The sequence below is a fragment of the Thermomonas beijingensis genome (genome assembly GCF_020034655.1).
Taxonomy (GTDB): Bacteria; Pseudomonadota; Gammaproteobacteria; order Xanthomonadales; family Xanthomonadaceae; genus Thermomonas; species Thermomonas beijingensis.
This window is the reverse complement of record NZ_JAIQDJ010000004.1, coordinates 120576-135785: the sequence shown is the minus strand read 5'-3', so window position 1 is coordinate 135785 and position 15210 is coordinate 120576. Positions and strand designations below refer to the sequence as shown.

Sequence of the window (15210 nt, the reverse complement as noted above, 5' to 3'; positions counted from 1 at the left end):
CCGAACGCAGCGCAGCGATGCCGTGCACCGCTGCGGTGCTTGACGTCAGTGTGCCTGCATTACAACGCGAGGTTGAGTTTCAGCCACAGGTTGCGGCCCGGCTCATGGATGCGCACCGGCAGCGCCGGATAGCCAAAATCCGCACTGCCCGCCAGATTCAGATGTTCGCTGTAAGTGCGATTGAACAGATTATCGATGCCGGTCGTCAGTTGCATCCGCGCATTGAGCCGATAGCCCGCGTTCAGCGCCAGCGTGGCAAAGCCTGCGCTGGGGCCAAGATCACGACCCGTCACATTGCCTTGATTCAAACTGACCCGCGACTGCGCCGCCACCGCACGCAGCAACACCGCTGCACTCCACTGGCCGTTGTCCCATGCCGCGCTGAAACGGCCTTCCAGCGGTGTCATCTGCGGCAAGGGGGTTTGCGCACCCATATTCGCGCCCCATGCCCACGCCACGTTGCCTGCCAGCGTCCAGTCCTTGCCCGGACGCAGCTCGCCACCCGCCTCGAAGCCGTGGATGCGCGCATCGATATTGGAGGCGATGCTGGTCATCCCCATCATGCCGCCACTCATGTAGCGGAACAGGATGTAGTCCTGGATGCGCCCGGCATACGCAGACACCCATGCATTGCTGCGTTTGCCATGCCACTGCGCACCAACATCCAGTTGCGTGGTTTTTTCCGGCTGCACACCGGCAAACGCGTTCGGCGCGCCCAGTGGCCCGTTGTTGGGTGAAAACAGTTCCCAGTAATCCGGCATGCGCTGCACATGCCCCACACCCGCGTACCAACCCAAACCGCTGCCGGCAATGTCGCGCTGATAGCGGACGAAACCGCTGGGTAATGTGTCACGACGGGCCTGCCCGAAGGTGGAATTGGGCATGCCCATCATCCCGGCAGTGCTGCGCTGATCGACCACGTCTGCCCGATCCATGCGCGCGCCCGCAATCACGTGCTGCCCCGCTGCCAAGGTCCAGTTGCCCTCGGCAAACACGCCAAGATAGCGCATCAGTGCGTCCTGCGCCCACGGTTTGGCGGCATACATCCCCCGCCCCATCGCGCTGCGCGAACGATGCTGACTGCGCTGTGCATCGACACCTGCCGTCAGCGCGAAGCTATGCCATTCCCAATCCGCAGCGATGCGTCCACCGCTGGTGACCCGCTCCACATTCGCCGCCATCGGCATCGGCATCGTGCTCATCGGGTTGGGATCGCGCAGCGTGTAGTTATCCATCACATGATCGGCGTCGTTGCGATAGGCGCTGGCGGTGAGCTTGCGCAGCATGCCGCCGAACGCTTTTTCAAAGCGCAGGCCCAGGCTATCGCGGCGAAACTGCGCACCATCCATGCCGCGAGCGGCATAGCGCGCCTGGCCATTGCCAATCCCGGCGGAGACTTCCAGCAATGTGTCTGCATCCGGTGTCCAACCCAGCGCCGCATCGGTATTCCATTTCTTCCATGCAGACGGCACGCGCGCACCGTTGCCATCGGCATAGTCGCCCGCTTGCGAGCGATTGGCGCTCACCCGCGCATAGCCCGTGGGTGCACCGGCAGTGATATCGAACAGCTGATCATTCCGGCCAAAACTGCCGCCCAGCACACTGGCTTGTGCACGCAGCCCGGGTTCGTCGAAGCGCGGGGTTTCACGCTGAAAGCGCACCGTGCCCGCCGATGCTCCCGGCCCCCACAACACCGTTTGCGGGCCTTTGATCACGGTCAGGCTGTCGTAGGTTTCCGGGGCGACATAGGACAACGGGTTGTCCATCCGCGCCGGGCAAGCGCCGGGCATGCCGCCGTCGTTGCTCAGCAGGTTGAGGCGCGAACCGAACATGCCGCGCAGCACCGGGTCGCCATTGCTGCCGCCATTGCGTACGGCGGAAAAGCCGGGAATGGTTTTGAGGTAGTCGGCACCATCACTGGCCGGCACCGGTTGGCGCGGCAGCTTGGGGTCGGTTTCGAAGGTCAGCGCTTGCGTGGGTGTGCCGATGACCACCACGCGATCGAGATTCTTGGCGGTCCCATCCACGCCATTGGCACAGGCGAGGACGGGGAACAAGCAGATGGAAAGCGCACAGGCAAGCGCGCAGCGCGACGGCCGTGCCGTCGCGAAACATGAGGAAGACATGATGGCTCCAGATCACAAGAGGGCGAGGCGATGCCTCGCAGGAATGCGCCGTGATTCAGAGCAGGATCGGCGGCCCTCGCGCACCCAGACCGCGCAGCAGCGGCACAGCACGCAATACGCGCTGCGCCCACGTGGGCAATAGCACGCGCCGCAGTGGCGGCAGCAGCATGACCACCGCCAGCAACAGCGGCGTCAGCGATGCCAGCAATGGGCAATAGCCGCAATAGTCGTCCGGCATCGCGCCGGTCGGTGCGGGTGGTTTGCCCGCATCGCCCAGCAGACTGGCCGGCTGCATCGCCAACCCATCCACGGTACACATCGCCAGCACCGCGTCAGGAAGACGCGGCGCGGTACTTTCCAGCCAACGGCTGACGCTTGGCATCACTGACAGCAACAAGATGGCTGCCAGTGCCAGGCGGGCCATCCAATGCTGAAAGCGGGTCGAACGCAAGATCATCGCAGTGACAAGACTACGCCCGGTTTCACAGCGCGTTGCTGACTTCGATCAAGCGTTCCACCGTGATCCCGAAATGCGGGAACAATTTTTCCGCCGGTGCGCTGGCACCAAAGCTGTCGATGCCGATGACTGCGCCATCCAAGCCAACGTACTTGCCCCAGAATCCCGTCACGCCGGCTTCGATGGCCACGCGCTTGCGGCAGGCCTTGGGCAGCACCGCTTCGCGATAGGCCGCGTCCTGACGCTCGAACACTTCCACGCACGGCATCGACACCACGCGCACGCCATCCCCCAATTGCGCCGCTGCTTGCATCGCCAGACCCACTTCGCTACCGGTGGCGAGCAGGATGATCTCCGGCGCACCCGCGCTGTCTTTCAGCACATACCCGCCGCGTGCGACATGCGCCAACTGCGCGGCATCGCGTGCCTGGTGTGGCAGGTTTTGGCGGCTGAAGATCAGGCAGCTGGGGCCGTGGGTGCGGTCGATGGCGCACTTCCATGCCACCGCCGATTCCACCGCATCGCACGGTCGCCAGACATCGTTGTTCGGGATGTAGCGCAAGGACGCCACGTGCTCCACCGGCTGGTGGGTGGGGCCGTCTTCGCCCAAGCCAATCGAGTCATGGGTATAGACGTGGATGGCGCGAATCCCCATCAATGCGCTCATCCGCACCGCGTTGCGGGCGTAGTCCGAGAACACCAGAAAGGTCGCGTCATACGGGATGAAGCCGCCGTGCAGCGCCAGTCCGTTGCTGATCGCGGTCATGCCGAATTCGCGTACACCCGAATGGATGTAGTTGGCATTGGCATCGCTGCAGGTCACCGACTTGCTGCCCTTCCACAGGGTCAAATTGGAATGCGCAAGGTCAGCCGAGCCGCCCACCAATTCCGGCAGCAGCGGCGCGAAGGCTTCAATCGCGTTTTGCGAAGCTTTGCGGCTGGCAATGCTGGGGCCGTCTTGCTGCAGCTTGGCGATGAAAGCGTCGGCCGCGGCATCAAACCCAGCCGGGAGCGCGCCGGACAGACGGCGCTCGAACTCGGCGGCGGCTTCCGGGTGCGCGGCCTTGTAGGCCGCAAAGCGTGCATTCCAGGCGGCTTCATTTCCGGCGCGGCCTGCACTACGCCACCCTGCATAGATGGCTTGCGGGATTTCAAATTCGCCGTACTTCCAACCCAAAGCGGCGCGGGTGGCGGCCACTTCATCCTTGCCCAGCGGCGCGCCGTGGCTGGATTCCTTGCCCGCTTTGGCGGGTGAACCAAAACCAATGGTGGTGCGGCAGCAAATCAGGGTGGGCTTGTCGGTGGATTTCAGCGCGGTCTCGATTGCGGTTTTGATTTCATGCGCATCGTGCCCGTCCACGCCGCGGATCACGTTCCAGCCATAGGCTTCAAACCGCTTGGGCGTATCGTCGGTGAACCAACCATCGGTGACACCATCAATACTGATTTTGTTGTCATCCCAGAATGCGATCAGCTTGTGCAGCCCCCAGGTGCCGGCCAGCGACGCCGCTTCGTGGCTGATGCCTTCCATCAGGCAGCCATCGCCCAGGAACGCCCAGGTGCGGTGATCGACAAGGGTGTGGCCATCGCGATTGAAATGCTGGGCCAATAATTTTTCACCCAAGGCGAAGCCCACGGCATTGGCAATGCCCTGCCCCAACGGGCCAGTGGTGGTTTCCACCCCTGGGCAGACGTGGTTTTCCGGGTGCCCGGCGGTCTTGCTGCCCAATTGGCGGAACGCCTTCAGATCGTCGATGGAGACGTCATACCCGGTCAGGTGCAGCAGCGCGTATTGCAACATCGAGCCGTGGCCATTGGACAGCACAAAACGGTCGCGGTCGGCCCAATGCGGGTTGCCCGGGTTGCACTTCAGATAATCATTCCACAGCACTTCGGCGATATCGGCCATACCCATCGGCATGCCCGGATGCCCGGAATTGGCCGCCTGCACGGCGTCGATAGCAAGGAAACGGATGGCGTTGGCAAGTTCGCGGCGGCTGGGCGCAGTCATGGCATCAGGGCAAAGCGGAGGGAGCGCCTATTGTCCCATGTCTGGGTGGCTAACCACCCGCCTTACCGCACAATCTCGTCCAGCTTCTCCATCGCCGCATCGTCCAGATCCTTTTCGCCGCTGCGATGCGCAACCACCACGGCGGTAGCCAGGTCACCGGTGACGTTGAGGGAGGTACGGCACATGTCGAGGAAGGTGTTGACGCCGATGATGATGCCGATGCCGGCAGGATCAATTCCGATGATGCCGCAGATCATCGCGATCACCGGCAGCGAACCCGACGGAATACCGGCGGTGCCGATACCCCCGAGAATGCACAGCACCAGCACCATCAACTGCTGGGTCAGTGGCAGGTGCAGGCCATACACCTGCGCCAAAAACAGCACGGTGATGCCTTCGAACAAGGCGGTGCCATGGTGGTTGGCAGATGCGCCCACGGTCAGCACGAAGCGGCTGACTTTGCGCGGCAGCTTGAGGTTGTCTTCGGCCACCCGCAGGGTCACCGGCAAGGTGGCGGTGGACGATGCGGTAGCAAACGCGGTGAGGGTGGCTTCCTGGGTTTCACGGAAAAACACCCGTGGCGACATCCCGCCCATCAGTTTGACCCACAGCGGGATCACCACAAAGCCGTGGATGGCCAGCGCCAGCAGCACGGTCACCACAAACCAGATCAGGCTGCGAATGACATCAAAGCCCAACTGGAAGGTCAGGTTGAACATGAAGCAAGCCACCGCATACGGGGCCAAGCGAATGAACAACCCAATCAGGTGCATGCTGATTTCGAACAGGCCGTGCAGCGCGCCCTTGAAGGCATGCGTGCCGGGCGTGGGCTTCATCACCAAGCCGATACCAATCATCAGCGCAAAAAAGACGATGCCTAGTTTTTGTTTGTCGTCGGCCATCGCGCCCACGATGTTGTGCGGCACGATGTTGACCAGCAGGTCCATCAGGCGCAGCTCGTTGCCCTTGCTGACAATTTCGCCGGCCTTCAGCACATTGCCGCTCATGGTTTTTTGCACCAGCGCCGGATCCATGTGCAGACCCGGTTGCAGCAAATTGACGCAGAGCAGGCCAATCCCCACCGCCGCGGCCGTCACCACAGCGGTGTAGATCAACGTCTTCCAACCCAACCGGCCCAATGCAGCGATATCGCCCAATTCGGCCACACCCAGCACCAGCGCCGAAAAAATCAGCGGCACTACCAGCATGAACAACAAATTGAGAAAGATTTGCCCGAACGGTTTGGTGACGTAGTCAATCAGCCCGTGGATCCACTGCGCATCCAACGCCAGCGCGTGCCCCGCCAGACCCAACGCGGTGCCCAGCACGAAACCAATCAGCACTTTGTAATGCAGCGGCATGCCCTTGGCAGGCGTGGAAGGCGCGGTGACTGTGGTGTGCATGCGGGACTCGAATGACAAAATCAATGCCGCAGCTTAACAAAGGTTTGGCGCTATTCCGGATAGAGCGGCGGCAGGAGGGATTTCGCTTGCTGGCTCGTCCTGCGCCAGTGTGCACCCGCAGAAAAAGCCTTCCGCAGCGCTTGCAACGCCGCCCCCGCATCCCCGCCGCCCCAACGCGCCTGCTGCAGCTGCCGCACTGCGCTGACTTGCACAGGGTCTGCCAACTTCGTACAAACACCCTCAAGAGCATCGGTGGCCAACCCTGCCTGCTGCACCAACGCTTGCCCGATGTCCTGCAACACGCCATCGCGCAATGCCTGTTGCAGCGAAGCCACTGGCCGAGATGCCACCGGGACATCGGCGTGTGCGGCAGACCTTGCGCGGTGTCTGCGATAACCGGCCATCCCCCCCCATCCTGTGCTGACGATCAATATCAACAGCAGCAAAAGCCAAGCGTTGCGCGGCGAGATCCACGCATCCTGCATCCGGGCGGCAGGCGCAGACTGTTGCGGGAGCGTGGACTGCACGGCTTCCACCGGCGCTACGGATTGCGGACGCGTTGCCGAAGCCACTCCAGCGGCCACTTGCAACGACAACGGCGGCAGTTCGGCGATCCGCGCAGTGTGTTGCTCGGCATCCCACCAAGCCACTTTCGGCCCTGCCAACACCACTGCACCGGCTTGATTGGGGACCAGTGAAAACTTGCGGTGCAACGTCGTGCGCGGCCTGCCGTTGAAAAACTGATCCTCCACCTGCGGTGGATCAGCAAATACCGAAACCGCCGCCGTTGCCGGAATCTCGATGGTGGGCATTTGCGCAGCGGTAGCACCATCGGCGACAGCTTCAATCTGCACCGTGGTTGCCTGGCCCACTCGTGCGCTGGCCGGCTGATTGAGATAACGCAACGTCAGTGCGTGCAATGGCAGCCATGGCTGCGCGGCATTGACCGGAATCGGCTGTACCTGCAAGGCTTGTCCAGAGGACGCAGCCGATAACGGATGACGTGCCTCATCAAACAGTTGATCGACGAAGCCGCCACCCGCCAAACCATTGAAACGCGCGCCCGACAAGCGCAACGGGCCGCTACGTTCGGGGATCAATAAGTAGTGGCGCTCCACCACGTGATAGCGGCGCCCGCCAATGTCACGCTCATAGGTAGCGTCCTCCCCCACTTGCTGCAGGCCGGCCGTGTCTGGGGTATCCAAATCCAATTGCCCAGACAGCAACGGCACCGCGTAATTCAAGCGCACGGTCACCCCTACCGCCTGCTGCACATAAGGCTGGCTGGCATCCACCTGGGTTTCCACAAATACATCACTATGCGCGCTGGCCTGTTGCACCGAGGGCGGCTGCACCAGCAATCGCAACGGTGCAGTCACCGCGTTGCCCACACGCAGTGCAGGCAGCGTCAATACCCCCGGGCCGCGCGGACGTAACCCAATCGAAAACACGGTCGTTGCACTGGCGCGACCGTTCACCAAGGCATAGCTTCGACGCACGCTTTGCCCGCCAATCTCGAACTGGCGTTGCAGTGGTGCATAGTCGATCTGCTGCACCCCTTGGTCGGTCTCGATGGTCAGTACAACGGTTTCACCAAAGGAAATGGTGGTGCGGTCCAGTACCGCCCGCGTCTGCGCGAAGGCCGACGTCGCCCACAGCAACATCAGCAGCAACATACCCAGGCACGCACGCTTCATGGCCCGTCACCACGCCGACGCCGGGCTTCCAATTGGAAGCGTGCGCGCAGCAGTGCACCGGGGTCGTCCGGCACGCGCTGCAACGTCGCTTGGTCTGCCAGCCGCTGCTCACGCTGTGCAGAGGTTTCTGGTGGCTGGCCGACCCGCAGCTTGCGGGGCAGCTTGGCAGCGGCATCCCGCTGCGGGTTCTGCGTATCGCGCAACGCTTGCTGCATGCGCTGTTGCTGCGCGGTATTGGCTTGCTGCTGCGCTTGTGCATCCTGCGGTTGTGGTGATCGCTGTGTATTGGATTGATGCCTCGATGGAGCATTCTGCTGCGAAGCGTTTTGCTGCGAAGCATTCTGCCGGGACCCATCCTGCTTAGGTGACTGCGGTTGGCCCTGCGCTACATTTTGATTCTGCGCTTGCTGCTGTTGCGTATTACCTTGTTGGCTGTCTTGTGGCTTGTTTTGCGAATTGGCTTGCTGCGCACCTTGCGAGCGCGGCGACTGCTTGCCGTCCTGTGATCGACTTTTCTGTTGTTGCTGCTCACGTTTGGCCTGCTCCACAACGCGCTTGTTGAACTGCGCATCGGCCATGTATGGTTGTTGTTGCAACGCGCGGTTGTAAGCGGCAATGGCGTCGTCATACCGCCCGGCGCGGGCCAGTGCATTGCCCAGGTTGTATTGCGCATCGGCGCTGGGTAACGTCGATAGCGTGGCAATCGCTTGTGCGTAGTCGTTTTTGTCATAAGCGGCGATACCTTGCAGCATCCGCGCATGGGCCATCTGATCGGCGCGCTGCCACAGTGATCCTTTTCCCAGCACGTCGGTTTGCGCGTATGCGGGCGTGGATAGCAGCGGCAAATACACGCCGCACGCCAGTAGCAGCACGAGAATGCCACCACGACGAAACAAAGGCAGACACAACAGCAACACGATCGGCAACAACCAGTAACCATCATCCCGCCAACTGGCAACCGTGCTGCCCTGTGCCGTTGCCAGCGCCTTGCCGGTCGCTGTTAATACGCCCAAGCTGCGCAGATCGGCATCATCCGTAGTCAATCGCACATACTCGCCGCCACCTCGGCTGGCCAAGGCGCGCAAGGAGTCGGCATCCAGACGCGCACGCTGCAAACCGTTGCCTGATTGGAACACGCCGCCTTGCGCACTGCCCAAGCCCAATACGGACACCCGATAGCCGGCTGTTCGCGCCAGCGACGCAGCGTTGAGGTCGTCGGGTCTGGCGTGATCGGTGAGCAATAAAATATCGCCGCGACTGAAGCCGGCTTGCTGCAGGAGTTGCTGCGACCAGCGGATGGCTCGATCCGGCCGCTGCCCATCCTCCGGCATCACATCCGGTGATAGCGCATCCAGAAACAGGGCAAGGTTCGCGGCATCTGATGTCAGCGGTGCAACGGTGTAGGCATCCTCGGCAAACACGACCAAGGCCACCTGGCCGCCCGCGCGCGCGCGCAACAAATTCGCGATTTTGGTGCGTGCCTGCGCCAGCCGATTCGGCGGCAAATCTGTCGCCATGCTGGCGCTGGAAAGATCCAGCGCAATCACCAAAGGCATGCGTGCCTGCCACAACGGCCGCACGTCCTTGCGCAGGCTGGGCCCCGCCAGTGCCAGCATCGCCAGCACCAGCGCACATACCCCCCAGCGGCCATGCCACGCATTTTTCGATGACGGGTGATCTGCTTCCAACAGGTGCGGCAACAAATGCGCATCCACAGCATCGCGCCACACATTGTTTTGCCGCATGCGTGATCGTTGCCACCATAGCAAGGCCGGTACGCACAACAGCACCAGCAACCACCACGGCCGCAGGAAATGTAGCTGCGCCAGTGTGCTGAGCCATCCACTCATGCTGTCCGCCTTGGCCACAACACTGCCAGCAAACCAAGCACCAGAGCCGCACTCAACGGAGCCGGATAGCGTTCGATCAAGGGCCGCACAGCTTGGCCTTGCCGCTGCACCGGCTCGAGCTTGTCGATTTCCTGGTAGATACCGACCAACTGTCCGGTATCGCGGGCACGAAAGAACTTGCCACCAGTCACCTTGGCGATACGTGCCAAGCCTGCTTCATCTACGTCATCACCGCCCCCAAGCGGCAACTGAAACCCCAGTAGCGACACCGCAGCACCATCACCGCCAAAGGCAATGGCATGGATCCGTACACCTGCCTGTTTTGCGATCTGCGCCGCTTTTTGCGGATCCAATGTCCCGGCAGTATTGACGCCGTCGGTAAGTAAAATCAGCACTTTTTCTGGATTCGGTTGTTGTTGCAAACGCTTGGTGGCAAGCGCAATGGCATCGCCCATTGCAGTGGATCTTCCCGCCAAGCCCACCACCATTGTCTGTAGTTGCTGACGCACACTGGCGCGATCTTGCGTCAGCGGGGTGAGTGCAAACGCACGATCTCCGAACACGATCAGGCCGATGCGGTCACCGTCGCGTCGATCCAGAAAATCCGACACCACGGCCTTGATCGCCGTCAGCCGATCCACGGCACGCCCGCCCAGCGCCATGTCCTCCTCGCCCATGCTGCCCGACAGATCGACCGCCAACATCATCTCGCGCCCGGCCTGTGGCGGTGCCACCGCTGGGCCCAATTGCTGTGGCCTTGCGACGGCCACACACACAAGGCACCACGCCAGCCAAGCCAGCCATGGAAACTTGTGCGGGCTGACTAGACCGCGGTTGCCCGCAGCCACCTGCTGCAACCTGTTTGCCCACGGCACCTGCAATGCCGGCTGCTGATCCCCGATGATCGGCGGCAACAAGCGCACCAGCCATGGCAACAGGCACAACAGCAAACACCACGGCCATGCAAATCCGTCAAAGGCAAGCCAGGCTGGTAACAGACTCATATGCCACGCATCCACAGCACATAGCGCTGCCGCGCATGTTGGCGCAAGGCATCCACGGCGTGCACCTCAACTTGCGGCCGAAATGCACCCTCCAATAACGTGGCGCCGATGTCTGAAGTACCTTGATTTGATGTAAATACCGGGTGCGGCAAGCCAGCATCGAGAAATTGCAGCCAAGCAAGCCCCGCCAATCGATCCGCCAACGGATCAACACTGCGCGCTGCGCGCCGCAGTAATTCCGACATCGCGGCCACCTGTGCCGCCGGTGTGATCGCCTGCGCTAATGCATGATCGAAATAATGCATTAGCGCGTTAGTGCGTTTCCGCTTTCCATGCAGCCAGCAGACGACTCCACCCGCCAGTAACACCACCACCAGCAGCACCAGCCACCAACCCGGTGCCGGTGGCCACCACGCGGGTGAAAGCCCAGGATGCATCGCCTTGAGTGGCAGTGCTGGCAGCGCGGGAACCGAGGCCGGCGTCATCGCCGCTGCCCCGCAGGTGCGCGCTGCAGCAGCGACAACCAGACATCACTCGCATCCTCGCTGGACACTCGCATCACACGGGCACCCTGCGCTTGCAACTTGGCGACTGTCTGCTCAACGGGGTCTGCAAATACATGTTTCCAACGCTGCCGAACAGCGGCACTGTCCAAATCCAGCGCAATACGCGCAGCATTGCGAGTGCGAAACGGCAATCGTGCAACCGGTGGCCGGCATTCCAACGGATCGGTCAACACCACCACCAGCAATTCATGATGTTGCGCCAAGGCAGGCCATAGTGCGTCGGGAACGGATGGCAGGCTGGCAGGATCGGCCAACACCAGCAATCGCGAGCCAGGCCGCAGCAAGCGCTGCGCCTGCTTCAGTGCCTGCACCAAGCCGAGATCATCCGTTGGCGGATGGGCATACCAGCGCACCAATGCATCCAACACCCGCAGCGCTCCACGTGAACCAGAGGCTGGTGCAACGGGAGCCTCTTTTGAAGTGCCGCGCAAAGCAGCAATACGATCACCGTCTGCAGCCGCCAACCATGCTGCCAGCGCACCCGCACGGGCGGCCTGCACCGATTTGAAGCGCACGCGTGTACCGAAATACAGCGCCGGCGCGGTATCGGCCACCAGTAAAGTTAGCCGTTCTCGCTCGGCTTGATACAGCTTGGTATGCGGCTTTCCACTACGTGCGGTCAGCCGCCAATCGATATGCCGGGCGTCGTCACCCATCGCATATTCCCGCGACTCGGCGTACTCCATCCCGCGCCCACGAAGATTTGATTGCGCGTGGCCCTGCACACCTGAACTTCCGCGCCGCGCCACCCGCCGCCCCGCAACCTGCGTGCGCAGGGCGATGAGCTCGGCGAGTGTCGGAATGATGCCTTCATGCATAACGATGCCAACTCACGGCAACGGCACCAGCCGCACTAGCTCGTTCACCAAGCGCTCGCCATCCCAACCCTCGGCGGTTGCCTCGAAACTAGGCAGCACACGATGGCGCAAGACATCGACCGCAACCGCACGCACATCCTCGGGTGTCACAAAATCACGCCCGGCCAGCCATGCACGGGCACGCGCACAGCGCTCGAGTGCAATCGAGCCACGTGGACTGGCACCCCACGCAATACGTCTTGCCAAGCCAGCGTCATACCGCGCAGGATCACGCGAAGCCAACACCAGCTCGATCAGGTAACGCTCCAATGTCGGCGCCATGTGCAGATCAAGCACCGCCCGACGTGCGGCAAACACATCTCCCTGTGAAATACGAACCGTAGTACGCGGTTGTGGCTGCATCGCTTCGCGTGCGCGCTCGCGTGCCAAGCGCAGGATTTCGGTTTCCGCTTCCACCTGCGGGTAGCCGATACGCACGTGCATCAGGAAGCGATCCAACTGCGCCTCGGGTAATGGAAACGTACCCTCTTGCTCAATTGGATTTTGCGTTGCCATCACCATGAACAACGCTGGCAACGGATAAGTTTGCCTACCCACTGTGACCTGGCGCTCGCCCATCGCCTCCAGCAAGGCAGACTGTACCTTGGCTGGTGCGCGGTTGATCTCATCCGCGAGCAGAATTGAATGAAAAATCGGGCCTGACTGGAACTCGAATTGCCCCTGCTGCGGTCGCCACACTTCGGTTCCGGTCAGGTCAGCAGGTAGCAAATCGGGGGTAAATTGCACGCGCGCAAAGTCAGCATCCAAGCGTGCCGCCAAGGCCCGCACTGCATTGGTCTTAGCCAAGCCGGGTGCGCCCTCCACCAATAGATGGCCGTCGGCCAGCAAGGCAATCATCAAGCGCTCGATCAGCATGGCCTGCCCGACGATTTCTCCGGCCAGTTCCTCGCCAAGCCGACGAAAGGTGTGGTGCAAATGACTGCTAACGGTTGCCTGACTCTCCATCGTCACTCCTGATTGCTCTGCAGCGGGTTCGACCACGACACGCCAAAATGGTTCGCTCACCGGTTTGCGGTGGCCCGAAACGACAACGGGAGCCTTGCGGCTCCCGTTGCACAACTGGGGCGATTGCCCGCAATCAACGCTGACTGACGCGCATCACCTTCGGGGTCACGAACACCAGCAATTCAGCCTTGCTCTTGCTGCGATTCTTGTTACGGAACAGATTCCCGAGCACCGGGATATCGCCCAAGAAAGGCACCTTGGACAGCTCGGTGGTGTCACTGAACTCATACACCCCGCCGATCACCACGGTTTGGCCATCTTCCACCAGCACCGCCGTATTCACTTCGCGCTTGGCAATCTGAGGCACTGAACCGAAGCTGCCCAAGCTGACCATGCCATCCAGCTCATCTTTCTTCACCCCCATATTCAGGAACACGCGACCATCATTGGTGATGGTGGGCGTGACCTTCAATTCCAGCAGTGCTTCCTTGAATTGTACCGTTGGCACATTGCCACCCTGACCACCAGATACAGTCAGGTAGCCGATTTCCTTGCCTTGGCGGATCACCGCTTCCTTCTGGTTGCTGGTCACGATACGCGGGTTGGAAATGACTTCACCACGGCCTTGCGTCTGAATTGCGGACAGCTCGACGTCCAATAAATACCCGGCATTGAGAATAGACAAGGCCAATGAGCCCGGGCTTGTCCCACTAAGCGCAGCCGGCAAATTGGTCATCAAGCCACGGGTAATGGTGTTGGTCAGGAACTTGGCAGTCTCCAGCGTAGGCTGTGTCGGTGGGGTTGGTGCTGCCGTAGTGGGATCACCCTTTGCCTGCCATGCTGCCAAACTATTCTGGTACGCCTTTGTATCCGACTGATACTGATTCAATATCTTGCTATTTGCAGCATTGACACGTGCGATTTCATTGCGATTTGCCAGATCGGTACTGACAATTGATTGATTATTCGTGGTGTTTGTTTCCAAATTTCCACTGAAATAGGCATTATCACGATTGCCACTGATACCAAATCGCGCACCCAGCTCGCGCGCCACATTTTCGTTGGCGATCACGATGCGGGCTTCAATCACTACCTGATCAACCGGCTTGTCGAGTTCCTGCACCAACTTCTTGATGGCATCTACTTTCTTTGCGATATCCACGACCAGCAACGTATTGGTCCGCTTGTCGTAACTCAAGCTGCCACGGCTGGACAAGAAACCACGATCTTGTGAATTTTGCCCACCTTGACTACCGCCACCACCACCGCCGCCACCGCCGCCTTGGTTGCCCTTGCTCTCTTCGGTCAGCAATTTGGCGATATCTTCCGCGCTGGCATAATTCACCGGGATGTATTCGGTCACTTTTTCCGAACGCTCTTCCAGGTTGATGCGCGCATCTTCCTTGGCCTGTTCGAAATCGGCGATTTCCTTCTGCGGGGCCACCCACACCACGTTGCCGTTACGACGCTTGTCCAGCGACTTGGCTTGCAGCACCAGATCCAAGGCCTGATCCCAAGGCACATTCATCAGGCGCAAGGTGACATTACCCTGCACATTATCGGCGGCCACAATGTTGAGCCCGGACTCTTCGGCAATCAGCTGCAAGACCGTGCGGACGGGGACGTCCTGGAAGTTGAAGGTGACAGACTTGCCGCTATAGCGGGTACCGGCATCGCTACTGGCCGCGTTGCTCTTGACCGCGCCCATTGCGGGCGCTTTGCCTGAGGTCTTGGCCACACTGGCTGCGGCAGCACGCGGCACGATTTCAACGATGTACTCGTTGCCACTCTGATAGGCCATGGACTCGAAATTGCCCTGTGTACCCAACACCAGCTGCGTGCCGCTGCTGGTTGCTCGTGCCTCGATGCGCTGCACCGGGGTGGCGAAGTCCGTCACATTCATCGGCCGCTGCAATGCCGCTGGCAGCTGTGCATTGCCGACATCGACAATGACGTTTGAGCCCATGTTGCGCAGATCAGGCGCAGCACCGTTACCCGAGAATTTCAGGATCAGCTTGCCTGATCCACCATCTCCGCGCTTGAAGTCAATCGCGGAAACAGTCACTGCATCGGGGGTACGCTTGGCCGGGTCGGCCAGTGCACCGGTTGCAGACTGCCCGATACCAACGGCGGTGATAGATAAAGCAGGCGTTGCGCTTGCGCCGCTGGCAGACAGCCCCACCATGACGGCGGCGGTGAGCAGGCCCAGAGGCAAGGAGCGCCGGATCGGCTGCGTTTGCGTGGCGTTGTTGAAGGTCATCGGTTTATTCCCC

General features: G+C 61.1%; 11 protein-coding genes. All 11 read right to left on the bottom strand.

The features are described from left to right. Window positions 1-59: 59 nt before the first annotated feature. Complete coding sequence (locus K7B09_RS09315; protein WP_223629186.1) at window positions 60-2126, bottom strand: TonB-dependent copper receptor; 2067 nt, start codon at window positions 2124-2126, stop codon at window positions 60-62. Window positions 2127-2181: 55 nt separating this feature from the next. Next, window positions 2182-2583: a DUF2946 family protein gene (locus K7B09_RS09310; RefSeq protein WP_223629185.1), complete on the bottom strand. Its 402-nt coding sequence runs from the start codon at window positions 2581-2583 to the stop codon at window positions 2182-2184. A 25-nt stretch (window positions 2584-2608) separates the two neighbouring features. After that, window positions 2609-4594: a transketolase gene (tkt, locus tag K7B09_RS09305; protein ID WP_223629184.1), complete on the bottom strand. Its 1986-nt coding sequence runs from the start codon at window positions 4592-4594 to the stop codon at window positions 2609-2611. A 62-nt stretch (window positions 4595-4656) separates the two neighbouring features. Then, complete coding sequence (locus K7B09_RS09300; protein WP_223629183.1) at window positions 4657-5997, bottom strand: dicarboxylate/amino acid:cation symporter; 1341 nt, start codon at window positions 5995-5997, stop codon at window positions 4657-4659. A 50-nt stretch (window positions 5998-6047) separates the two neighbouring features. Beyond that, window positions 6048-7694, bottom strand: a complete 1647-nt coding sequence (locus K7B09_RS09295) for a BatD family protein (protein WP_223629182.1) — start codon at window positions 7692-7694, stop codon at window positions 6048-6050. Then, entirely contained in the window at window positions 7691-9544 is a 1854-nt protein-coding gene (locus K7B09_RS09290) for a VWA domain-containing protein (RefSeq protein WP_223629181.1), read from the bottom strand. Before K7B09_RS09290 ends, K7B09_RS09295 begins: the two co-directional genes overlap by 4 nt. Beyond that, on the bottom strand, window positions 9541-10548 hold the full coding sequence (locus tag K7B09_RS09285; protein ID WP_223629180.1) for a vWA domain-containing protein: 1008 nt from the start codon (window positions 10546-10548) through the stop codon (window positions 9541-9543). The genes K7B09_RS09290 and K7B09_RS09285 overlap by 4 nt, the downstream gene beginning before the upstream one ends. Beyond that, window positions 10545-11033: a DUF4381 domain-containing protein gene (locus K7B09_RS09280; protein WP_223629179.1), complete on the bottom strand. Its 489-nt coding sequence runs from the start codon at window positions 11031-11033 to the stop codon at window positions 10545-10547. Before K7B09_RS09280 ends, K7B09_RS09285 begins: the two co-directional genes overlap by 4 nt. Continuing rightward, window positions 11030-11932 (bottom strand): DUF58 domain-containing protein, encoded by a 903-nt coding sequence (locus tag K7B09_RS09275; RefSeq protein ID WP_223629178.1) that lies wholly within the window; start codon window positions 11930-11932, stop codon window positions 11030-11032. The genes K7B09_RS09280 and K7B09_RS09275 overlap by 4 nt, the downstream gene beginning before the upstream one ends. Window positions 11933-11944: 12 nt before the next feature. Further along, complete coding sequence (locus K7B09_RS09270; RefSeq protein WP_223629177.1) at window positions 11945-12937, bottom strand: AAA family ATPase; 993 nt, start codon at window positions 12935-12937, stop codon at window positions 11945-11947. 133 nt (window positions 12938-13070) lie between these two features. Continuing rightward, window positions 13071-15197, bottom strand: coding sequence for a type IV pilus secretin PilQ (locus K7B09_RS09265; RefSeq protein WP_223629176.1), 2127 nt, complete (start codon window positions 15195-15197; stop codon window positions 13071-13073). Window positions 15198-15210 lie beyond the last annotated feature (13 nt).